Source organism: Natronomonas sp. CBA1123, from assembly GCF_009741925.1.
GTDB lineage: Archaea > Halobacteriota > Halobacteria > Halobacteriales > Haloarculaceae > Natronomonas.
This window is the reverse complement of sequence record NZ_WPCC01000044.1, coordinates 1-19,627: the sequence shown is the minus strand read 5'-3', so window position 1 is coordinate 19,627 and position 19,627 is coordinate 1. Positions and strand designations below refer to the sequence as shown.

Here is a 19,627-nt window from a genome sequence, read left to right as displayed (position 1 = left end):
CACGGACGGAAAAGATACCCTCATGAGCGCGGAGACGGAGGACCGAATACTCGCCGTCCTCGAGGACGACGCCCAGGCCTCCTACGCCGAAATCGCAGACCGTGCGGAGGTATCGAAGCCGACGGTCAGAAAGTACATCGAGAAACTGGAGTCCGAGGGGGTCATCGTCGGCTACTCGGCCGACATCGACCCGAAGAAGCTCTCCGGGAAATCCATCGCCTTGGTCGGTATCGACGTGGCCAGCGAACGCTACGTCGAGGTGACTCAAGAGCTGAAGAACCTCGATGCGGTCGAGTCGCTGTACACCTCCAGTGGCGACCACATGCTGATGGCCGAGGTGCGTGCCTCCGATGGCGACGCAGTCGGCGACGTCATCCGCGAGGACATCCTCTCACTCGACGGCGTCGAAGCCGCCCACCCCTCCTTCCTCCAAGAGCGACTGAAGTGACCGGCCCCCTCGGTCCATCCGCCGATTTCCGCCGCCCGTGCCGTTTTGCCGTTGGCGCCCCTCTGTGAGGTATGGCTATCTACCGACGCGAGACGTTCGTCGACGCCCCCTTCGAGGACGTGTGGGCGTTTCACTCCACTATCGACGGCCTCGACGCGCTGACACCCGGCTTCATGAACCTCGAAATCGAGCACGTCACCGGTCCCGACGGCGAACCGGACCCCGAGATTCTGGAGGTCGGTTCTCGAATCGAGCTGTCGATGCGTCCTTTCGATGTCGGCCCGCGACAACACTGGACCTCGGTCGTCACCGAACGCACCGAAGAGGACGGGGCCGCGATGTTCCACGACGCCATGGAGGAGGGGCCGTTCCCGACGTGGGAACACACCCACCGGTTCTTCGCCGACGGCGACGGAACCATCGTCTCCGACCGCGTCGAGTACGAACTCCCCGGCGGCGCCCTCGGCCGTGCGGTGTCGCCGCTCGGGTGGGTCGGGTTCGAGCCGATGTTCCGGGGCCGACACAAGAAGACGAAGGAACTACTGGAGTAGCTACCAGCCGCTGTTCAACCGAGTCGTCTCGAAACCGTCGGTCAACTCCGCCCAGCGCTCGGCCAACTCCGCGGCCGACCAGCCGTCGTCGCTGTTCGTCGACAGGCTTCGTTCCCGTTCGGGGTCAGAGACGATGGAGACGCTGTCGCCGGCGACGGCCAGCGTACAGCCCGTGACGCCCTCGGCGGCCGCACTCGAGAGGAAGACGGGAACGCCAGTGACGTGTTGGGGACCGAGGTCATCGGGGTCGGCGGCGGCCATCGCCGGCAGGTCTTCGGTCATCCGAGTGACCGCCGTCGGCCACATCGCGTTGACGCGAACGTCGTACTGGTCCAGTTCTAGCGCCGCGGTCCGCATCAACCCGAGAATCCCCGCCTTCGCCGCCGAGTAGTTGGCCTGCCCGACGTTGCCGACGGAGACGCCGCTTGAGAGACAGACGAACGACCGCTCCCGGTCGAAGCCGCCCTCGGCCTTGTGTCGCTGTCGCCAGTGGCTGGCGGCGTTCCGAAGCAGCGAGAAGTGACCCTTCAGATGTACGTCGACGACCGTATCGAACTGTTCTTCGGACATCTTGAACAACATTCCGTCGCGCAACACGCCCGCGAAGTTGACGATGCCGTGGACGGCGCCGTACTCGGCGACGGTGTCCGCAATGAGTTCCTCGGTGTAATCGAGGTCGGCTACGTCGCCGAAGTGGGCGGTCGCCTCGCCACCGGCGGCTTCGATGCGTTCGACGGTTTCCTCGGCTGGCTGTTCGTCGCTCCCCTCGCCGGAAACGTCGACACCGAGGTCGTTGACGACGACCGAAGCGCCCGCCTCGGCCATCGCAACGGCCGTCTCTTCGCCGAGTCCGTGTCCGCCGCCGCAGACGATACACACCGTGTCTTCGAGCATGTACGTGCGGTTCTCTCCGTGGCGATTATAACCTGCTGCCGCGGACTGCCGGTCCGTTATCCCATTTGGTTACTGTCTCGTGACGAGGACGACGCCGATCAACACCAACCCCCCGCCGACCAACACGACGACCGAGACCGGTTCGGCGAGGAACGCCGCCCCCAGCGCGACCGTCACGACCGGTTCGACGGCGCTGAGAATCGACGCCGGGCCGGCGCCGATTCTGGACAGTCCCGCGAAGAACGCGAAGATGGGCATCGCCGTCGCCACGACCGCGATACCGACGACGGCCCCCCACCCGACGCCCGTCGACGGAATCGAGAGGCTGTTCGTCGCGAGGCCGATGAACAGAAAGGTCGACGCCGCTGCCGGCAGAACGTGTGCGGTCAGCGTCGGCGCGCTCACGTCCGTGAGGGTCGTTCGACTCACTGTGATGTACGTCGCGTAGACGACGGCCGCCACGAGGACGATACCGACGCCGCGGGGGTCGGCCGCCGCGGGGTCGGCACCCGTGATGAGGGCGATACCGCCCAGCGTGACCAACAGGGCTGCGACTCGCTGTCTGTCGACCACCTCGTCGAGAAAGGCGGCCGCCAACACGAGGACGAAGACGGGGTAGGTGTAGAGGACGATGCCGACCATTCCGGCCGTCATGAACTCCAGTCCCACGAAGTACAGCCCGCTCATCGCCGCGTAGCCGAAGGCGCCGAGTGCGACCCCGACCAGCAGGTTTCGTCCGGACAACAGTCGCAGTTCCCCCCGAGCGGCGAGGACGCCCCACACGAGGACCGTCGCGAGAGCGAACCGGAAGAACAACACGGTCGGTATCGACAGTCCCTCCTCACCCGCGACGACGCCGAGGACGCCCAGCGTGCCGAAGCCGGCACCGGAACAGAGTACGAACAGCGCGCCGACGCGGGAGTCGTCCATACCGTCGTCTTTAGGCGACCCCGCAAATCGGTTGCGAAACCGTCGCCGTCCCGGAACCGACAAGTCGGCTCCCCCATCACGTCGAGTGTGCTCGCGCGACTGGAATCACGGACGCCTCCACTGGCCGCCCTCGCCGTCGCCATCCTCGCGGTGTCGACGAGTGCCGTTCTGGTCCGGTGGAGTACGGCCCCCTCGGTCGTCCTCGCGTTCTACCGAGTCCTGCTCACGACGCTTCTCGTCGCGCCCTTCCTCCTGACGCGGTACCGGGGCGAGTTCGCGCAGTTCCAGCCTCGGGACCTCCTCGTCGCGACCCTGACCGGCGCCGCCCTCGCCTTGCACTTCGCTGCGTACTTCGAGAGCCTCGCGTGGACCAGCGTCGCCGCCAGCGTCACGCTCGTTCAGTCACAACCGCTGTTCGTTGCGGTCGGGGCAGCACTGGTGTTGGGCGAGCGAATCGGTACGCGGAAAGCCCTCGGCATCGCCGTCGCCGTCCTCGGAATCGTCGCCATGTCGGCGGCGGAGTTCCTCTCGGGGGCCGCAGTCGCCGGGTCACGTCCGCTGTACGGCAACGCCCTCGCGGTCCTCGGTGCGGTGATGGCCGCCATCTACGTCCTCGTCGGACGGTCGCTCCGTCAACGCGTCGCCCTCGTCCCGTACGTTCTCGTCGTCTACACCGCCTGTACGATTACGCTACTGGTTGTCGCGTTGGTCGACGGCCAGCAGTTGACCGGCTACGGGCGACGGGAGTGGCTCATCTTCCTCGCGATGGCCGTCGGCCCCGGCCTCTTCGGCCACACCGTCGTCAACTGGGCGCTCGAACACGTCGAGTCTTCGGTCGTGAGCGTCTCCCTGCTCGGCGAACCCGTCGGCGCGACCGTCCTCGCGCTCGTCTTCCTCGGCGAAGCGCCGGGGGTGACGACGGTCCTCGGCGGTGTCGTGGTGCTTTTCGGCATCTACGTCACGTCCTCCGCGCGGGCGTGAGTCGCAGTTCACTCCTCGGACACTGCTCGGTGGACGTCCGCTACCGTCCGCTGTAACTCGCCGCCGTCGGCCCCGTAGGCGAGGTGACTGGGACAGTCACAGTCCGACGCTCCGAACCCCTCCACCGGTCCGTCGGGCAGGCGCTCGGCGACGGCACACTCCACGTCCGCACCGACCGTCCGAACGTCACCCCGGAGCGCTGCCGCCCCATCTCCTAGCAGGTAGTCGACGTGCCAGTGGCGGGTCTCCCGGTCGCCCGCCGCGAGTTCGTAGTGGCGGTCGACCCGCGAGAACCCGCCCGACCCGAGTGCGCTGCCAGTGTAGGCGTACCAGCCGGACGGAAAGCGGTGTTCGCCGAGGGCGCCGACCTCGATGGTCGCGGCCTCGGAGAGTTCGACGAGGAGGGTGTAAGTGCCGTCGGCCATGAGCGCGTTTCGACGGCCGGAGGCAAAACCCCCGCGGACGGCCCGGACCCGCCATACTTTTGGCCGGTCCCCACGCAGGTAGGTTCATGAAGGAGTCGCTGATGGACATCCTGTGCTGTCCGCTGGACAAGAGCGACCTCGAACTGGAGGTCATCCGCGAGAACGACGACGAGATTCTGGAGGGTCGACTCGTCTGTACCGAATGCGGCGAGGAGTATCCCATCGAGGACGGCATCCCGAACCTGCTACCGCCGGACATGCGGGACGAAGCGGCCGCGTAGGTCCCTTTCTAATCGACGTTGTCCCGACACAGTATCTGCCGAACTGATGGTTTACTGTCCTCGCGAGCGCAGCGAGCGCGGTTCGTCGGACGAAGGCCGAAGGCCTGAGTCCGATAGCGACGAGCGACTAACGCGAGCCTTCGGCTCGCGGCTGGAGCGAGGAGTTATTTTTCCCCACGTTTTTGCCGCGTAGGCGTGTCGCGCGCCGTTCGGCGCGCGACCGCCGGAGCGTGCAAAAAGTGGGAGGCGAGTATTTTTAACCTCACCGGCCGACCCCCTGTCCGTGACTCGAACGCTCGGCGTCGACATCAATCGGTCGGGCCTCCACACGCTGGACGCGCCGACGACGTTCGAAGCCGACGGGCCGTTCGTCGTCGAACTGCGGAACCACGGTGAGGCCTCCCACGTCCACCTCCATCTCGACGATACGCTCTCGGAGATTGCACGCATCGAGGCGTCGAACCACTACGTCGAATCCGAGGAGGCTCGCGGCGTCCAAATCGAGGTTCGACCGCGACCGGAGTGGCCACGCGAGAGCATCCGCGGGAAACTGAAGGTCGTCACCGCCCACGGCGGCGAGACCCACTACGTCGACGTGACCTTCGACCGGACGCCGGAGAAAGAGCCGGTCGAAGTCGACCCGGACCTCTCGAAGCCCCAGCAGACAGACGACTCGTCGACGCCGTCGACGAACCTCCGGGCGCTGCCGGTGGTCGTCCTCGCGGCAATCGCGCTGCTGTTGGCCGTCGGTGCGCTGATTACGGCCGACGGAATCAACTTCGTGATGGGCGCCTTCGCGGTTCTCGCGGGGGGACTGTGTGCCGTCGCGGCGTACTACCTCCTCGGTTAGCTCTCCTCGTCGTCGGTCGGGACGCCACAGAGCCGGCCTTCCTCGTCGAACCGCTTTGCTCTGAGGAACCGCGTCCGATAGCGGTTGGCGCCCTCGTACACGTCGGCCTCACGGATGTCGTCGGCCTCGCCGTCGGCGACGGCGTCGATGATGTCCTCGATTTGTTCCTTCTCGGAGGGCGTCAACTCGAACTCGTAGGTTTTCGACTGTTCGCCCTCGAGTTTCGTCCACTGGCGGGCCGCCGCGATGACGAGCGAACAGGGCTCCCGACAGGGGAAGGCGCCGTCGCCGCCGTCCACCGTGATTTCGGTGTCGTCGTCGTACTCCCATTCGCGGCGTTTGAGACACTGCGAATCGGCACAGCAGGCCTCGGCGACCCAGTCGACGTGTTCGTGGCCCTCGCCTCGGTCCCACGTCTCGACGACACCGTAGATTCCGGTCTGTCGCTCCATCGTCTCCCGCCAGTTCGATATATCGAGGTCGCCCTGTTGTTCGAGATGCCAGTTAGCGACCGTCGCGGGGTAGACGATATCGACCGTTCGGGCCAACGCCCGACCGTCGAGGTCGAGAAACGCCCACCCGGTCGGAAGCGTCGGGGCGGTCTTCAGCGGCCGATACCGTCCCCTGTCGTCGTGTTTGACGAGTTCACGGGCCTCCAGCGGGTCGGTGTGGACATCGAGGGCCGCGGTGTCGGCGTCGGCGTCGTCTTCGTGGCAAAGCGTGTAGGTCCGGTCGCCGTCGTCGCCGAGGCCGATTTCGATGGCGAGTTCTCCCCACGACGCCTCGATACCGCCGTCGGCCAAGGCGTCGTACCGTTCGGGAACCGACCGTTCGTCGGCACCTTCGAGCCATCGGAGGTACGCCGTCTCCGCCTCGGGCCGGTCGCGCTCGTTCCAGTAGTGCCAGTTCGAGACGAACCACGGGTTCTCGGTAGCACGCTCGCGGAGTTCCGACTCGTCGAGTCCCTCGTGGGTCTCCTCCGGAAGCGCGAACGTGTAGCCCGCTTCGGACTCCGCGACTTGGAGGCCATCGCAGTCGACGCCCTCGTCGGCGGCCGCCACCAGCGCGTCGAGTTGTGTGTCGTTCACGTCAGTCCCCCACGCTCGCGCCGTCGGCACCCGCCACGCGGGTCCGGCGTCGGATTTCCTCGATTGCGTTCCCAACGTCGGCGCCGGCGTCGGCGGCCCGTTCGATGATGACGTCGGCAGTCAGTGCCTCCGTGCCGACGGCGCCGGCGTACCAGATGCGGTGGCCATCGACTTCTGCGGGTGTCTCCCACCCCGTCCGGTAGTCGTCGGTCAACCCCATGTCCTCGGGGATGTCCTCTTGGGTGTGGTAGCCGTCGGCGACGAACAGCGGGACGACGACGATGTCGTCGCTCTCGAAGAAGTCGGTCACGTCGTCGATTTCGGGGTCCTCGTCCATGAACAGCGCCTTCACCTCGTCGAAACGGCCCATCTCGCCGATGCGCTCGGCGTGGTACTCGATTGCCTTCGCGGAGTTCTCGTTGCGCTCGGTGCCGTGGCCGACGACGGCCAGTCCGAATCCCGGCCCCACGTCGGGGTCGTCGGTCACCGTCTCGGCTCTGCGGACGATGACGTCGCTCATCGCGTCGTGGGTGCCGACGGGACCGCAGTAGTGGACCGTCTTCTCCACGTCGCCGGCCGCTAACGTGGTGTGGGTCGCACTCGTGCCGTCGGAGTCCCACTCGGCTACGTCCCAGTCGTCGAGACGGAGCTCTCGGGGGATGACCTGCTCGGTGAAGTACCCTTCCGAGATGAACAGCGGGACGACGTACACTTCCTCGCTCTCGATGGTCCGAAGCACCTCGCGGAACGACGGCTCTTCCTTCCAGAACGCGGTCCGAACCTCGTCGAAGACGCCGGCCGCACGCACCGTGTCGGCGTGCTCGTAAGTGGGCGTACTCGCGTCCGGGTTCAGATGCGACCCGTGGGCGACGATGACGAGCGCTTGCATACTCGAAGCAACGGCCAGCGCGCTCTTAGGGGCTTCGCAACCCGAAGGTTGCGACGGTCGACTTCGGGACCGACATCGGTTTGTCGCCACGCCGAGAGCGGCCGGTATGACTGTCGCTGCCGACACCCGCGAGGCCGTCCGCGAACACCCCTTTCTGGAGACCGCCCTCCGAGCCGGTGTCGTCAACTACTCCGCCGCCGCTCGCTTCCTCGATGTGGGTGAAGTCGAGGCCGTCACCGCCGCGCTCCGTCGGTACGCCGAGGAGCTAGATGCGTACGAACCCCCGGACCGCCGCGCCAGCGTCTCGATGAAGTCGGGTGTCGGTCCTGCCGGGGGTGACGGCGAAGCCCTACTCGTCGTCGGCGACGCCGCCTTCGCTGCGGGCGGTGGCGACAGCACCGCCGTCGTCGCGTCGGGCGATGTCGACGTCGACGCCCTCGCCGACGTGCTCGGACGGCTCCGGACCGCCGACGTCGGCGTCGAGGCGGCCGCCGGCACGGAGGGAAGTCTCGTCGTCGTTGTCGGTCGCCGGGACGGCGCCAACGCCGTCCGGGCCGTCGAGGACGTATTATAAGCGACGGATTGAAACCGACCCGGGGAGTTCCCTCCGACAATGACTCTTCGCGTGCTGAACACGCTCTCCGGGGAGCGCGAACCGTTCGAGCCGGCCGACCCCGACGACGTACTGCTGTACTACTGTGGACTGACCGTCTCGGATGCGGCCCACCTCGGACACGCACGCACGTGGACGCACGTCGACGTCATCCACCGCTGGCTCGAACACCTCGGCTACGGCGTCCGCCACGTCGAGAACATCACCGACGTGAACGAGAAAATCGTCGCTCGAATCGGCGAGGACGACCTCGGTGACAGCGAAGGCGCGGTCGCCGAACGGTTCGTCGGCCAGTTGCTCTCGGACATGCGCGCACTGAACCTCAAACGCGCCGAGGTGTACCCGCGGGTCTCCGAACACGTCCCCGAAATCATCGACCTCATCGAGACGCTGGTCGAGAAGGGCTACGCCTACGAGTCCAACGGGTCGGTGTACTTCGACGTGACCGAGTTCCCCGACTACGGGAAACTCTCGAATCAGCGACTCGAGGACGTCGAGGCACAGGGCGTCGAAGAAGAGCGCTCGGAGAAACGCCACCCGGCGGACTTCGCGCTGTGGAAGGCCGACGGCGTCAGCGAATCAGCCGTCGCGGAACACCGCCACGACGACCGCACCTACGCCGTCGACTCGCCGGCCGGTGAGACCTGGGAGTCGCCGTGGGGCGAGGGCCGCCCCGGCTGGCACATTGAGTGTTCGGCGATGTCGATGACGCATCTCGACAGCTCTATCGACATCCACATGGGCGGCCGAGACCTCGTCTTCCCGCACCACGAGAACGAAATCGCCCAAAGCGAGGCGGCCACCGGCGAGCAGTTCGCGAAGTACTGGCTGCACGCCGACCTCTTCCAGATGGGCGACGAGAAGATGTCCTCCAGTCTCGGCAACTTCATTCCCGTCTCGGAGGCCGTCGACCGCTTCGGAACGAACGCCCTGCGAATGTTCTTCGTCTCGGCGTCGTACAACTCCACGCAGACCTACAGCGACGACGCCATCGAAGAGGCCATCGAACGCTGGGAGCGGCTCGAAAACGCCTACAGACGCGTCGTCGATGCCGTCGACTCGCCGGCCGCCCACACGAAAGTCGAAAGCGACCTCCGTGGTGCCGTCGAGGAGGCTCGCGAGACGTTCACGGTGGCGATGAACGACGATTTCAACACTCGCGAGGCGCTGGCGGCGCTGTTCGAACTCGCCTCGGCGGCCAACGCACATCTCGACGAACGCGACGACTACGACTACCGCGCGCTCCGTCGGACCGTCGAGACCTTCGAGGAACTGGGTGGCGACGTGTTCGGCTTCGATTTCACCGGCGATGGCGACGGCGAGGCGACGCTGGCGGGCGAACTCGTCGAACTCGTCCTCGACGTGCGGGAAGCCGAACGGGAGGCCGGAAACTACGAACGCGCCGACGAACTCCGCGACGACCTCGAAGCCCTCGGCGTCGAGGTTCAGGACACCGACGACGGGCCGACGTATCGGCTCTGAACTCGCGAGCCTTCGGCTCACGACTGTCGAAAATCATCGCGAAAGCAGCAGTCGGTTTCCGCACCGAATCCGGAGGAGGGCTGGGGGTTATTCGTCCGTCGGGTCGATTTCGTCGAGCGCCTGCTGGAACACGAAGCCCAACGCGAGGTGCTGTTGCATCGCGTCTTCGAGCGTCTCTCGGACCGCTTCGCGGTCGTCGATGCGGTACTCTTTGGTCTGGATGAGTTCGTGCATCTCGAGGAGGCCGTCCTCGTCGAGGTCGTGGAGGGCGGGGTAGACGGTTCCCGGACTCAAATCGGCACCGAAAAACCGGGTGAGGTCCTCCATGATGCCTTTCCCGTGGGCGTCGTCGGTTCGAAGCCCGACGAGCAACAGGAGCAGCGGGGAGAGCGACTGTTTCACGAGTCCGTCGTCGATGTTCAGACAGCCTTCGGGCGCGAGCGTCCCGGAGGTGTCGGTCACGAGCTGTTCGGTGCGTGCAGCGGGGTCGCCCGTACCGTTGCTGTCGCCGTCTTTTGATAGTTTTCCAACCAGTTCCTGTAACTCCGTCTCGGACTGCTTCTGAGAACTCATGCGGCCACCTCCGGTGTGCAAAGCATATTCTTCACTAGTTATGATGGTATATAAATTCCCGGAAATTTCTCATTATTTGTTCATAACTTGTGTTTGCTATCATCGTCTCCGCCCGCTGGAGCCAACGGACCGTCGGGTTTGTCGGCGCGTGACCGCTGAGAACGCGCATCGTGAAATACGTTGCCACGACGGCCACGTAACTTATACACTACCGACATAATACCGTCGAGTATGAAACGACGCACGGTGCTTGCGGGCGTTCCGTCGGCACTGCTCGTGGGTAGTATGGCAGGTTGTACCGACCTCATCACCGGCGACGAGGCACGGTTCGAGGCGGAGACGGCGACGGTTTCCGAGCAGGCCCGTTCGGACACGGACTACGAGGAGCAGTCCGTCGAGGAGGACGTACGAGAGCGGAACTTCGAGCAGGTCGACCGAACCGTCGTGGTCGTGAACATGCTCGCGGAGTACTCCCGGTCGGTCGACATCGGCCTCGGTCTCAGTGGGGAACTCGCTCGGTTCACCGTCCTCTCCACCCCGCAGGTCGAAATCGCCGGTCAGGCGTTCAACCCCATCGACGATTTGAACAACGAGGAACTCGCCCTGCGCCTACAGAAGCAGTACGACGGCATCGACAACGTCCAGCCCGTCGACGAACGCGACGGGTCGCTACTCGGCGAGACGGTCACCGTCTCTCGGTTCGAGGCCGAAGCACAGACGAACGGCGAAAGCGTCGAAGTGTTCATCCACATCGCACAGACCCAAAGCGAGAGCGACTTCGTCGTCGCGCTGGGCGTCCACCCGAAGGACATCGAGGAAACCGACCGAATCAACACCCTCCTGGAAGGCGTTCAGCACCCGGCCTGACTCCGTAGACGGCTCTTTTCATCCGACCACTATCGGCCCGATGAGTACGCCCATCAGGTTCGCTCGTCTGGCACCGAATCGCGCGGGAACCAATCCGACAATCGTCGCGGCAACGTAGGCAGCCACACCGATACCGCCTGCGAACAGCCACGAGAGTCCGGCGAGTCCAACCAACACGGCCACTGAGAGACGTCTCGGGGCCATTCGACCGACGGCCAACAGATACCGGTCGCCCAGTAGGGGAACGGTGACGAACCCGACGGCCGCCGCGACGCCCATGGCGACGAACAGGTGCGGAAGCGACAGCGGTACGCCGGCCGATTCGACCGCCACGAGGACGCCCGTGCGTGGGGCGCCGAGCGCGACCAGCGCGAACAGCGCGAAGACGCAGTTCGCCGTGTTGACGCCCGACGTCGTGACGACGAACCCGCGGGCACCGTGACGGCCTGGGACGGCGAGCAGCGACAGCGTCGACGCGATAGCGCTCGACACCGCGGGAACGTAGCCCACCACGGCACCGGAGACCGTTCCGAGGCCCGCCAGTCCGGCGACAGACCCCTTCGACAGCGCGACGCCGGCGTCGTCCTGCGGTGGTACGCCGTCCCCGTCGAGCGCATCGAGCAGTACTGGCGCCCCGAACAGGCCGGCGAACAGCGGCGCCAACATGCCGCCCGCCGACAGCGGTGCCTCGGGGGAGAGTTCCAAGGTTCCGAGTCCGAGTAACGCACTCGTCGTCAGCGAAACCACGGCGACGCCTTTCGCGAGGAGGCCACGCTCGGTGAGCACCAGCACCACGACCACGCCGAGCAAGACGACTGTGAGATTAGAACGCAGTATCGGCCAGACGGCCGTCATCGCTTTCGTCACCGGAATCGCGAGCGGCGCCGCGAGTGCCACTGCAGCGCCGCTGCCGAGCGCCGACAGCCGCAACGCCTCGTGCCCACGCCCCTCCAACACGAGTCGGTGTCCCGGGAGCGCGGTCACCGCTACCGCAGCGTCGGGGACACCGAGGGCCAATGCGGGCACGATGTCGAGAAACGTGTGGACGACGCCGGCCGACAGCATCGCCATCCCGACGTACAGCGGCGGTCCCGGAACCGACGGGGCGACGCCCGCGAGGACGAGCGCCATGTTGTTGGCGTGGAGGCCCGGAACGAGACCGCTCGTGGTTCCCAACGCGACCCCACCCAATACGAAGCCGAGCGCGACGGCGGTTTCACGGGGCGTGAAGACGAGTTCCATCGCCGGGAGTTGGCCGCGTTCCGACACGTAAACCTTCGGCCGGCGCTGTCGCTGTGCGGTCGATAAATGAAGAAGGTGTCTCCGGAGTTAGCCGAACAGCTCGCCGAGGCCCTCGCCGCCGTCCTCGTCGTCGCCTTCGTCTTCTTCTTCCGCTTCGGCCTCTTCGGCCTCCTCTTCGGCTTCCTCTTCGGCCTCGTCGGCGGACTCCTCCGCCGCACCGCCCGCAGCGCCACCGGCACCGCCGGCGGGAACGGCCGCGGCCGTCTCGATGGCCTCTTCGACGTCGACGTCCTCCAGCGCGGCGACGAGCGCCTTGACGCGGGATTCCTCGACATCGACGCCAGCTGCGTCGAGTACGTCCGTCAGGTTGTCTTCGTTGATCTCTTCACCGGTCTCGTGCAGGATGAGTGCTGCGTAAACGTATTCCATTGTAAGTCACCCGAACATGTCGCCAAGGGCGTCGCCGCCGTCACCGTCTTCGGTGTCGTCGGCGTCCTCGGCATCGCTTTCGTCAGTTTCCGCTTCCGTTTCGTCTTCGTCGGTCTCGTCCTCGTCGTCGCTTTCGGGCTCGCTACCCGTATCGACGGGCTCGCTGACGCCGCGGAGTTCCTCCGGGAGGGCCTCCTCGTCGTCGATTGCCGCTGCGAGCGCGCGGACCTGTGCGTCCGCCTTCGAGACGAGGTCGTCGGCGAGGTCCGGGCTCTCCACTGCGGCGGAGATGCCCACGGACTTGGCCTCGCCGGCGGCCTTCGCCAGCATCGACGGCGCCGTCTGGGCCGTCGGGTACTCGGCGTTGAGCGAGAGGTTCCGCGCCGCGGCGGCGGCGGACTGGAGGTCCGCCTCGTAAGCCTCAACGTCGATGGCGAGTTCCTCCGGCGCGAACAGCACGCCGTCGGAGAACACGCCACGCAGGTCGAGACCGACCTCTTTCGGCTCGATGCCGAGTTCGCTCAGGACGTTGGCGAGGTCCTGGGAGACCTCTTCGCCGGCCGACAGCACCGTCGAGTCCTCCATCACCTTGATGGAGCCCTCGTCGATGCGGGCGTTGGCGCCGATGGACTGGAGTTCACCCACGAACGGACCCGGGTCGACACCCGTGTCGCCTTCGGGGATGACGATGTCGTTCGGCGCGACTTCCCCGGCGTTGATGGGCGCCGGCGTCTTCGACTCTTCGAGCTGTTTGTACAGCCCGAAGGGGTTGTCGTTCGTGCCGATGAGTCCGACCTGTCCGGCGACGTGCTCGGTCAGGTCCTCGAGGCCGTCGTCGACCTCTTCGAGGGCGCGTTCCATGAGCGTGTTCCGCGAGACGCGCAGGGCTGCGGTGCCGTGCAGTTCACGGCGCATGTCCTGCAGTTGGCGACTCGGGATGCCGGTGACGTCGACGACGCCGACGGAGTCGTAGCGTTCGAGGAACGCGACGATGTCGTCGACTTCCTCCCGTTTCCACTCGGGAATCGTCTCGGTCTTGCGTTCGGCTTCGGCGCTCATGCGGGCACCTCCACGGCCGGCCCCATCGTCGTCTTCACGTAAATCGCGTCGATGTTCTGCGGGCCCTTCTCGAGGTCCGTGAACAGTCGACGGATGATGACGTCGATGTTGTCGGAAATGTCCTCGGCAGACATGTCCTCCGCGCCGACGCGCGTGTGGAACGTCCGTCGGTCGCGGGAGCGAACCTGAACGGTGTTCTTCATCCGGTTGACCGTCTCGACGACGTCGTCGTCGGGCTGCAGGGGCGTCGGCATCTTACCACGGGGACCGAGTACGGTACCCAGATAGCGACCGATGTCCTGCATCATGTCGGCCTCGGCGATGAAGAAGTCCGTCTCGTCCGCCAAGTCTTTCGCCGCGTCGTCGTCGTCTCCGAGGTCTTCCAGCTCGTCGCCGTCCAGAACGTCGTCTGCGACGTCCTGGGCGCGAATCGCTGTCTCACCTTCGGCGAACACGACGATACGCGTGTCCTGGCCCGTACCCGACGGTAGGACGATGCTCTCGTCTACCCGGTTGTTGGGGTCGTCTAGGTCTAGGTCGCGCAGGTTGATAGCGAGGTCGACCGTCTCACGGAAGTTCCGCTCGGGTGCCTCGTCGAGTGCGCGAGATACTGCGTCCTGTATCGAATCTGCCATCGTTCACCTCCGTAGTCGCAGCCACGTGGGCTACTACGGTGTGAAACAGGCTACGCCTGTCTCGTATCGAGCGAGGAGTATGACGCACTTAAGGCCGTCGAACCGCTTTCGGCGTGCCGGGACCTCTCACTCGAGGAACCGCGATTCGAGGCTCTCGTCGGGCACCATACACGACTCGCGTTTCCCGAACCAGCCGTAGCGGTGGTCGGCGACGAAGTCGTAGATACGGTCTCGAACGAAGCGCGGCAGGACCACTGCGGGATACAGCGCCGAGTACGGCAACCCGAGGCCCTTCAGAACGCGCAACGCTGCGGTCGACTTGGTGTAGTAGTTCTCACCGTCGACGAGAACGAAGGTGTCGAAATCTTCGGTGGGCAGGGCGTGGGCTTCCAGCAATCGCTGGCCGGCGTCGGATTGCAGGGCCGAAAACCGGAACCGTCCCTCCGGGTCCCGCTCGATGACCCACTGGACGAGGCCGTTACAGAGGTTACAGACCCCGTCGAACAGCAGAACCGGGCGGTCGGTCGTGGCGGGCCGAGAACTGTCCTCGCTCACGCGCGTTCGTTGGTTCGAGAGGACCTAAACGGCAGCGGTCGGTGGCGGATGGGTCGAGACGGTCGGGCGAATCGACGGAGCGTCCGCTCGGGTGCGGTAAAAACGCGAGGGAAAATCGGCCCGCCCGTTCGTGAGTTGGGGCGACTACGCCGCCGCTTCGGACTCGGCAAACGTGTCGTCGAACTCGCCGTCTTCAAGTCGCTGCTTGTAGGTGCGTGCGTCCTCGCCCTCGATGGTGACGCCCAGCGAGACGCAGGTGCCGGCGACCTCCTTGGAGGCGCCGCGGGCGTCGTAGGCGAGCAGGTCGGGGAGTTTCTGCTCGGCGATTTTCTTCAGCTGCTCTGCGGACATGTCGGCGACGAAGTCCTCTTGGGGGACGCCGCTGCCGGTCTCGAAGCCGAGTTCGTCCTTGATGAGCGCCGCCGTCGGCGGCACACCAACGTCGATACTGAACGACCCGTCGTCGTCGTAGTCGACGGTGACGGGCACTTCCGTCCCGTCGAACGCCTCGGTCTGTTCGTTGATTTCGTTGACGACCGCCTGCACGTCCACGGGGGTCGGGCCGAGTTCCGGGCCGAGCGGCGGACCGGGGTTGGCCTGCCCGCCGGGGACGAGCACTTCGATAGTTCCAGCCATATCGAAACGAACTGTCGCCGCGACTTTAAGGGTTGTCGATTCAGTTCAGCGTGCGGTGCAGTCACAGTCACGCGCCGATTCGCCGGCTTAGGGTAGCGAGATACCCTGTCGAACCAGATACTCGCTGACCTCCTTGATGACGACGGGGCTGCCGATGATGCGGGCGGCGTTTCCCTCGTCGTAGACGGTGACGGTGAACTCCGCTTCGAGGTCGGCTTGCACCCCGTCCAGCGACGCCCACGGGAGAACTATCTGGGTGCTGTCGCGGAGACCGGAGGGGCTTGCCATCGGGACTTAGTTTCTCGTAGCGGGGCATTAAATTGTTGAAACCCGTCCGGTTCGAATCGACATCAAGCGTTCACGAGCAGGAGACCGAATATCGCGGCGACGATGAGGATACCGCTCACCGGCCGGAAGCCGTAGCCGAACAGCGTCGAGAAGACGAAGTGGAAGACGCCGACGAAGGCCAATCCGACACAGATGAGGCTGTAGGCGAGTTTCTTCTTGCCCTCCATACCGTCGCTTATCGCTGTCGCGATATAATCCCCGCGCTCGAGGCGAGTGAGGCACAACCGAACGCCTTTTTCGGCACCGACGACAGTACTCGCGTAATGGGGCTCAAAGAGGAGATAGAGGCAATCGAAGAGGAGATTGCCAACACCCCGTACAACAAATCGACCGAACAGCACATCGGTCGGCTGAAGGCCAAACTCTCCGAGAAGAAAGAGGAACTCGAACGCAGACAGTCCTCCGGGGGCGGTAGCGGTGGCTACGCCGTCGAGAAACACGGCGATGCGACCGTCGCGTTGGTCGGGTTCCCCTCCGTTGGCAAATCGACGCTCCTCAACGCCCTCACGAACGCCGACAGCGAGGTCGGTTCCTACGAGTTCACGACCCTCGATGTCAACCCCGGCATGCTGGAGTACAACGGTGCGAACATCCAACTGCTCGACGTGCCCGGCCTCATCGAAGGGGCCGCCGAGAACCGCGGCGGCGGCCAGGCCGTGTTGTCGGTCGTCCGCACTGCCGACCTCGTGTTGTTCGTCCTCTCGGTGTTCGAGATACAGCAGTACGAGCGCCTGCGCGAAGAACTGTACAAGAACAAGGTCCGCCTCGACACCGAACCGGTGCAGGTGAACATCCGCAAGAAGCACAAAGGCGGCATCAACCTCACCACCTCCGACCGGGTGAGCCTCGACGACGAGACCATCATGAGCGTCCTCCGGGAGTACGACTACGTCAACGCCGACGTGACCATCCGCGAGGACCTCACCATCGACCAGTTGGTCGACTCCCTGCAGGCCAACCGGGAGTACCTCCCCTCGATGGTTTGTGTCAACAAGGCAGACCTCATCGAACCCGATTACCTCGAAACCGTCAACGAGCAGTTGCGGGACCACGACATCGACCCCGAAGAAGCGGTCTTCATCAGCGCCGAAGAGGAGAAGGGCCTCGACTCGTTGAAACAGACCATCTGGGAGGAACTCGGCCTCATCCGCATCTACATGGACAAGCCGGGGCGCGGCGTCGACCGCGAGGAACCGCTCATCCTCACCGAGGAGGAAAACACCGTCGACGACGCCATCGACAAACTCGGCGGGAGCTTCGACGAGCGGTTCCGGTTCGCTCGAGTCACCGGTCCGTCGGCGAAACACGACGAACAGCAGGTCGGCCGGGACCACGAACTCCACGACGAGGACGTCCTGCGAATCGTCGCCCGGAAGTGACTGCCGTGAGCGACGAATCCACACCACGCCGCAGACTGCTCGCCGTTCTCGCGGTTGGGCTGCTCCCGTGGACCGTCCTCCTCGTCGGCGAGGTGACGTTCGTCTTCTCGTTCGGACTGGTGAGTCTCGACCCGCTCCATCTGACCAACGTCTACGAGTTCCTCTTCGTCTACACCGACGCGCTCCCGCGTCGACTGCAAGCGTGGCCGGCCGGAATACTTCTCTACACGGGCGCGCTCGCAAGCGCGGTGGCCGGCCTCTGGGATTTCGAGGACCCTCGGCTCACCGGCGGCCTGCTCGCCTTCGCCGGCATCGCCCACGCACAGGTTTCCTACGGGCTGTTTCGGACGTACGCGCTTCCACTCTCGGAGTTTCCGGTGATTCCGCTCGGCGCCATCGCCTCCTGGACCGTCGTGTGGTGGTACTACTGGCCGCTGGCTCGACAGAAAGGACTCGGACCGCTGGATTAGTCGCTCTCGGTTTCCGTGGCCGTCGACTCCGCGGCCACGCGCCACGTCCCGTCGACGGCGACGCGGACCCCATCGACCGAAACGTCACGCGTCGTCGCGGACGTTCCGATTTCGTTTTCGATTGTGGCCCGGTCGGGCACCTCTCCCTCCGGATAGACGGCAGCGAGGGACGCCGTTCCCTCCTCGGGTCCGAGCGTGAAGGAACTCACGAGGCCGGTTGCGGATTCGAGCACCGGGCCGCTCTCGACGAACTGACCGGTGTCGGCCTCCCCGTCGCTCGTCACCCCCGCTTCTGGGTCGATGCCCCACGCACCCAGCGTGACGTGGCCGTTACCGGCGGTCTCCAGTGCCCACCCGCTGTCGTCGGCTTCGCCGAACCGTTCGGTTTCGCCGGCGATGGTGTCGAGTACGGTGTCGAGGCTCGATTCGCTGTCCAACAGCGTGACGAGCATATCGTCGCGGACCGCAAACGCCAACCCCTCCGTCGAGAGAAAGCCCTCGCCGGTGCCCTCGTACACCTCGAAGTCACCCTGCTCCTCGCCGGGTTCGAACCCCTCCGAGGCAGCGACGACGGCATCGGCGTCGAAGGAGCCACGGAAGACGCCGACGCCGTCGACGAGCAGCATCGAATCGACGCGGAGTTCGTTCCCTGAATCGGGAGTCGCCGTCGACGTGTCGGTGTCGTTGTCGGCGGTTTCCTCGGGGAGTTCCCCCTCGCCAAGGGGGCCGAGAAGCCGGTCGGCGAAGCCGTACGGGACGAGTCCGAACCCGAGGCCGATACTCCCGATGAGGAGACCGGCCGTGGGGTAGGCGACAAGCGGGTCGACGTTCACCGGCGCGGTGTCGGAGCCGATGTCGATGTCGACGGCGTCCGGCAGCTCCTCGGCATAGGGGAGTTCTTCCTCACCCTCGTAGCGCCGGAGCCACTCGGCGTCGATGTGGACGAAGAACACACCGGCGTCGTCGTTTGCGCCGTCTTTGGGCGTGCTGTCGTTGTACGCCGGCGTTTCACCGCCATCGAGGACGCCGGTACAGCCGGCCGCGGTCACGAGCGGGAGGGCGGCGGTCGCTTTCAGTACGTCGCGTCGGTGGAGGTCCATACGTCCAATGACCCGACGAGACCTATAGGTCATACGGCCGACGGTGACCGACTGCCGCCGTCGCTACGTTTTCCTGTCGCGGACTCGTCGGTTCGGGTATGCACGCGATACTGGACCACGTGATGATGCGCGTTGAGGACTTAGAGGCGTCCCTCGAGTTCTACACCACCCACTTCGACTACGAGGAGAAGGGTCGCTGGGAGGCCGATACGTTCACCAACGTCTTTCTCGGGCCCGAAAACGTCCACGAAGAGGGCGCGCTGCTGGAACTCACCTACAACCACGACGGGCGCACCTACGACATGGGCGACGCGTGGGGCCACATCGCGGTCCGCGTCCCCGAGGACGAACTGCAGGAGTCCTACGACGAACTGATGGAAAGCGGCGTCGAGGACTATCGCGACCCCGAGTCCTGCGACAACCGCTACGCCTTCGTGAAGGACCCCGACGGCCACGAAATCGAACTCGTCAAACGCGACCACGGCGAGAAGTGGAGTCTCGACCATACCATGCTCCGCGTCGAGGACGCAGACGAGGCCATCGGCTGGTTCAGCCGGAAACTGGAGTACGACCTCTTCCGACGGGCCGAGTTCGACGACTTCGCGTTGTACTTCATGAAGCCCGAAGACGCCGCCGAAGAGGCGATGAGCGTCGAGCTGACGTACAACTACGATGGCCGAAGCTACGAACTGGGTGATTCGTGGGGCCACGTCGCCGTTCGGTGTGACGACCTCGATTCGACGTGGGAGACGCTGATGACTCGTGACGCCGCCGACTACCGGGACCCCGAATCCTGCGGGAACCGCTATGCGTTCACGAAGACGAACGACGGTCACGAAGTGGAAGTAGTCACGCGGTAGTCGAACGCGAAACGGCGACGGAGTCGTCGTGAGCGCCTTTTT

26 protein-coding genes are annotated in these 19,627 nt (G+C 65.3%); 11 read left to right on the top strand and 15 right to left on the bottom strand.

What is annotated here, in order from left to right:
- Window positions 1-22 precede the first annotated feature (22 nt).
- Complete coding sequence (lrpA1, locus tag GJ631_RS15465) at window positions 23-448, top strand: HTH-type transcriptional regulator LrpA1 (RefSeq protein ID WP_156710014.1); 426 nt, start codon at window positions 23-25, stop codon at window positions 446-448.
- A gap of 71 nt (window positions 449-519) precedes the next feature.
- Complete coding sequence (locus GJ631_RS15460) at window positions 520-999, top strand: SRPBCC family protein (RefSeq protein WP_156710013.1); 480 nt, start codon at window positions 520-522, stop codon at window positions 997-999.
- Here GJ631_RS15460 and GJ631_RS15455 read toward each other — a convergent pair whose 3' ends face one another.
- Together GJ631_RS15455 and GJ631_RS15450 are read right to left on the bottom strand one after the other, a co-directional pair.
- Window positions 1,000-1,893, bottom strand: a complete 894-nt coding sequence (locus tag GJ631_RS15455; RefSeq protein WP_156710012.1) for an SDR family NAD(P)-dependent oxidoreductase — start codon at window positions 1,891-1,893, stop codon at window positions 1,000-1,002.
- A gap of 69 nt (window positions 1,894-1,962) precedes the next feature.
- Window positions 1,963-2,823, bottom strand: a complete 861-nt coding sequence (locus GJ631_RS15450; RefSeq protein WP_156710011.1) for a DMT family transporter — start codon at window positions 2,821-2,823, stop codon at window positions 1,963-1,965.
- A gap of 87 nt (window positions 2,824-2,910) precedes the next feature.
- Here GJ631_RS15450 and GJ631_RS15445 point away from each other — a divergent pair, with 87 nt between their 5' ends.
- Entirely contained in the window at window positions 2,911-3,804 is an 894-nt protein-coding gene (locus GJ631_RS15445) for a DMT family transporter (RefSeq protein ID WP_370518700.1), read from the top strand.
- 8 nt (window positions 3,805-3,812) lie between these two features.
- Here the strand turns inward: GJ631_RS15445 and GJ631_RS15440 are convergent, their stop codons facing one another.
- Complete coding sequence (locus tag GJ631_RS15440) at window positions 3,813-4,229, bottom strand: DUF123 domain-containing protein (protein WP_156710010.1); 417 nt, start codon at window positions 4,227-4,229, stop codon at window positions 3,813-3,815.
- An 86-nt stretch (window positions 4,230-4,315) separates the two neighbouring features.
- Between GJ631_RS15440 and GJ631_RS15435 the strand changes: the two genes are divergently transcribed.
- Together GJ631_RS15435 and GJ631_RS15430 are read left to right on the top strand one after the other, a co-directional pair.
- On the top strand, window positions 4,316-4,510 hold the full coding sequence (locus tag GJ631_RS15435) for a methytransferase partner Trm112 (protein WP_156710009.1): 195 nt from the start codon (window positions 4,316-4,318) through the stop codon (window positions 4,508-4,510).
- Window positions 4,511-4,793: 283 nt separating this feature from the next.
- Window positions 4,794-5,360, top strand: a complete 567-nt coding sequence (locus GJ631_RS15430) for a hypothetical protein (RefSeq protein WP_156710008.1) — start codon at window positions 4,794-4,796, stop codon at window positions 5,358-5,360.
- On the opposite strand, the gene GJ631_RS15425 is transcribed toward GJ631_RS15430, so the two are convergent.
- Both GJ631_RS15425 and GJ631_RS15420 read right to left on the bottom strand, forming a co-directional pair.
- Window positions 5,357-6,448: a DR2241 family protein gene (locus GJ631_RS15425; protein WP_370518699.1), complete on the bottom strand. Its 1,092-nt coding sequence runs from the start codon at window positions 6,446-6,448 to the stop codon at window positions 5,357-5,359. The two genes, GJ631_RS15430 and GJ631_RS15425, sit on opposite strands and share 4 nt — an antisense overlap.
- Before the next feature lies 1 nt (window position 6,449).
- On the bottom strand, window positions 6,450-7,337 hold the full coding sequence (locus GJ631_RS15420) for a CbiX/SirB N-terminal domain-containing protein (protein ID WP_156710007.1): 888 nt from the start codon (window positions 7,335-7,337) through the stop codon (window positions 6,450-6,452).
- Window positions 7,338-7,443: 106 nt separating this feature from the next.
- Between GJ631_RS15420 and GJ631_RS15415 the strand changes: the two genes are divergently transcribed.
- Window positions 7,444-7,911, top strand: a complete 468-nt coding sequence (locus GJ631_RS15415) for a hypothetical protein (RefSeq protein ID WP_156710006.1) — start codon at window positions 7,444-7,446, stop codon at window positions 7,909-7,911.
- Window positions 7,912-7,950: 39 nt separating this feature from the next.
- Window positions 7,951-9,432: a cysteine--tRNA ligase gene (gene cysS, locus GJ631_RS15410; protein WP_156710005.1), complete on the top strand. Its 1,482-nt coding sequence runs from the start codon at window positions 7,951-7,953 to the stop codon at window positions 9,430-9,432.
- 87 nt (window positions 9,433-9,519) lie between these two features.
- Here cysS and GJ631_RS15405 read toward each other — a convergent pair whose 3' ends face one another.
- A complete protein-coding gene (locus GJ631_RS15405) occupies window positions 9,520-10,005 on the bottom strand; it encodes a PadR family transcriptional regulator (RefSeq protein WP_156710004.1) in 486 nt (161 codons plus the stop codon).
- Between the two features lie 231 nt (window positions 10,006-10,236).
- On the opposite strand from GJ631_RS15405, the gene GJ631_RS15400 reads away from it, so the two are divergent.
- Entirely contained in the window at window positions 10,237-10,872 is a 636-nt protein-coding gene (locus GJ631_RS15400) for a DUF6517 family protein (protein ID WP_156710003.1), read from the top strand.
- An 18-nt stretch (window positions 10,873-10,890) separates the two neighbouring features.
- Here the strand turns inward: GJ631_RS15400 and GJ631_RS15395 are convergent, their stop codons facing one another.
- The 8 genes from GJ631_RS15395 to GJ631_RS15360 form a co-directional block, all read right to left on the bottom strand.
- Complete coding sequence (locus tag GJ631_RS15395; protein ID WP_156710002.1) at window positions 10,891-12,114, bottom strand: tripartite tricarboxylate transporter permease; 1,224 nt, start codon at window positions 12,112-12,114, stop codon at window positions 10,891-10,893.
- A gap of 87 nt (window positions 12,115-12,201) precedes the next feature.
- On the bottom strand, window positions 12,202-12,543 hold the full coding sequence (rpl12p, locus tag GJ631_RS15390) for a 50S ribosomal protein P1 (protein ID WP_156710001.1): 342 nt from the start codon (window positions 12,541-12,543) through the stop codon (window positions 12,202-12,204).
- A gap of 6 nt (window positions 12,544-12,549) precedes the next feature.
- Window positions 12,550-13,602: a 50S ribosomal protein L10 gene (locus GJ631_RS15385; protein ID WP_156710000.1), complete on the bottom strand. Its 1,053-nt coding sequence runs from the start codon at window positions 13,600-13,602 to the stop codon at window positions 12,550-12,552.
- Window positions 13,599-14,237, bottom strand: a complete 639-nt coding sequence (locus GJ631_RS15380) for a 50S ribosomal protein L1 (protein ID WP_156709999.1) — start codon at window positions 14,235-14,237, stop codon at window positions 13,599-13,601. Before GJ631_RS15380 ends, GJ631_RS15385 begins: the two co-directional genes overlap by 4 nt.
- Before the next feature lie 126 nt (window positions 14,238-14,363).
- Entirely contained in the window at window positions 14,364-14,792 is a 429-nt protein-coding gene (locus GJ631_RS15375; protein WP_370518698.1) for a thiol-disulfide oxidoreductase DCC family protein, read from the bottom strand.
- 144 nt (window positions 14,793-14,936) lie between these two features.
- Complete coding sequence (locus GJ631_RS15370) at window positions 14,937-15,428, bottom strand: 50S ribosomal protein L11 (protein WP_156709998.1); 492 nt, start codon at window positions 15,426-15,428, stop codon at window positions 14,937-14,939.
- Window positions 15,429-15,515: 87 nt separating this feature from the next.
- Window positions 15,516-15,716 (bottom strand): hypothetical protein, encoded by a 201-nt coding sequence (locus tag GJ631_RS15365; protein WP_156709997.1) that lies wholly within the window; start codon window positions 15,714-15,716, stop codon window positions 15,516-15,518.
- Between the two features lie 62 nt (window positions 15,717-15,778).
- The gene (locus tag GJ631_RS15360; RefSeq protein ID WP_156709996.1) at window positions 15,779-15,943 is read right to left on the bottom strand and encodes a hypothetical protein; all 165 of its coding nucleotides are present in this window, start codon (window positions 15,941-15,943) and stop codon (window positions 15,779-15,781) included.
- A gap of 96 nt (window positions 15,944-16,039) precedes the next feature.
- Here GJ631_RS15360 and GJ631_RS15355 point away from each other — a divergent pair, with 96 nt between their 5' ends.
- Both GJ631_RS15355 and GJ631_RS15350 read left to right on the top strand, forming a co-directional pair.
- Window positions 16,040-17,155 (top strand): GTP-binding protein, encoded by a 1,116-nt coding sequence (locus GJ631_RS15355; RefSeq protein ID WP_156709995.1) that lies wholly within the window; start codon window positions 16,040-16,042, stop codon window positions 17,153-17,155.
- A gap of 5 nt (window positions 17,156-17,160) precedes the next feature.
- Window positions 17,161-17,625 (top strand): TIGR04206 family protein, encoded by a 465-nt coding sequence (locus GJ631_RS15350; protein ID WP_370518697.1) that lies wholly within the window; start codon window positions 17,161-17,163, stop codon window positions 17,623-17,625.
- Here the strand turns inward: GJ631_RS15350 and GJ631_RS15345 are convergent.
- Window positions 17,622-18,725: a hypothetical protein gene (locus tag GJ631_RS15345; protein WP_156709994.1), complete on the bottom strand. Its 1,104-nt coding sequence runs from the start codon at window positions 18,723-18,725 to the stop codon at window positions 17,622-17,624. The genes GJ631_RS15350 and GJ631_RS15345 overlap by 4 nt on opposite strands.
- A gap of 98 nt (window positions 18,726-18,823) precedes the next feature.
- On the opposite strand from GJ631_RS15345, the gene GJ631_RS15340 reads away from it, so the two are divergent.
- A complete protein-coding gene (locus GJ631_RS15340; protein WP_156709993.1) occupies window positions 18,824-19,585 on the top strand; it encodes a VOC family protein in 762 nt (253 codons plus the stop codon).
- The last annotated feature ends 42 nt before the right edge of the window (window positions 19,586-19,627 follow it).

Excerpts from the sequence above, each read along its gene's own strand:
- lrpA1 (WP_156710014.1), top strand. The coding sequence starts at position 23 with ATGAGCGCGGAGACGGAGGACCGAATACTCGCCGTCCTCGAGGACGAC.
- GJ631_RS15460 (WP_156710013.1), top strand. The coding sequence starts at position 520 with ATGGCTATCTACCGACGCGAGACGTTCGTCGACGCCCCCTTCGAGGAC.
- GJ631_RS15455 (WP_156710012.1), bottom strand. The coding sequence starts at position 1,893 with ATGCTCGAAGACACGGTGTGTATCGTCTGCGGCGGCGGACACGGACTC.
- GJ631_RS15450 (WP_156710011.1), bottom strand. The coding sequence starts at position 2,823 with ATGGACGACTCCCGCGTCGGCGCGCTGTTCGTACTCTGTTCCGGTGCC.
- GJ631_RS15440 (WP_156710010.1), bottom strand. The coding sequence starts at position 4,229 with ATGGCCGACGGCACTTACACCCTCCTCGTCGAACTCTCCGAGGCCGCG.
- GJ631_RS15435 (WP_156710009.1), top strand. The coding sequence starts at position 4,316 with ATGAAGGAGTCGCTGATGGACATCCTGTGCTGTCCGCTGGACAAGAGC.
- GJ631_RS15420 (WP_156710007.1), bottom strand. The coding sequence starts at position 7,337 with ATGCAAGCGCTCGTCATCGTCGCCCACGGGTCGCATCTGAACCCGGAC.
- GJ631_RS15415 (WP_156710006.1), top strand. The coding sequence starts at position 7,444 with ATGACTGTCGCTGCCGACACCCGCGAGGCCGTCCGCGAACACCCCTTT.
- cysS (WP_156710005.1), top strand. The coding sequence starts at position 7,951 with ATGACTCTTCGCGTGCTGAACACGCTCTCCGGGGAGCGCGAACCGTTC.
- GJ631_RS15405 (WP_156710004.1), bottom strand. The coding sequence starts at position 10,005 with ATGAGTTCTCAGAAGCAGTCCGAGACGGAGTTACAGGAACTGGTTGGA.
- GJ631_RS15400 (WP_156710003.1), top strand. The coding sequence starts at position 10,237 with ATGAAACGACGCACGGTGCTTGCGGGCGTTCCGTCGGCACTGCTCGTG.
- GJ631_RS15395 (WP_156710002.1), bottom strand. The coding sequence starts at position 12,114 with ATGGAACTCGTCTTCACGCCCCGTGAAACCGCCGTCGCGCTCGGCTTC.
- rpl12p (WP_156710001.1), bottom strand. The coding sequence starts at position 12,543 with ATGGAATACGTTTACGCAGCACTCATCCTGCACGAGACCGGTGAAGAG.
- GJ631_RS15385 (WP_156710000.1), bottom strand. The coding sequence starts at position 13,602 with ATGAGCGCCGAAGCCGAACGCAAGACCGAGACGATTCCCGAGTGGAAA.
- GJ631_RS15380 (WP_156709999.1), bottom strand. The coding sequence starts at position 14,237 with ATGGCAGATTCGATACAGGACGCAGTATCTCGCGCACTCGACGAGGCA.
- GJ631_RS15370 (WP_156709998.1), bottom strand. The coding sequence starts at position 15,428 with ATGGCTGGAACTATCGAAGTGCTCGTCCCCGGCGGGCAGGCCAACCCC.
- GJ631_RS15365 (WP_156709997.1), bottom strand. The coding sequence starts at position 15,716 with ATGGCAAGCCCCTCCGGTCTCCGCGACAGCACCCAGATAGTTCTCCCG.
- GJ631_RS15360 (WP_156709996.1), bottom strand. The coding sequence starts at position 15,943 with ATGGAGGGCAAGAAGAAACTCGCCTACAGCCTCATCTGTGTCGGATTG.
- GJ631_RS15355 (WP_156709995.1), top strand. The coding sequence starts at position 16,040 with ATGGGGCTCAAAGAGGAGATAGAGGCAATCGAAGAGGAGATTGCCAAC.
- GJ631_RS15345 (WP_156709994.1), bottom strand. The coding sequence starts at position 18,725 with ATGGACCTCCACCGACGCGACGTACTGAAAGCGACCGCCGCCCTCCCG.
- GJ631_RS15340 (WP_156709993.1), top strand. The coding sequence starts at position 18,824 with ATGCACGCGATACTGGACCACGTGATGATGCGCGTTGAGGACTTAGAG.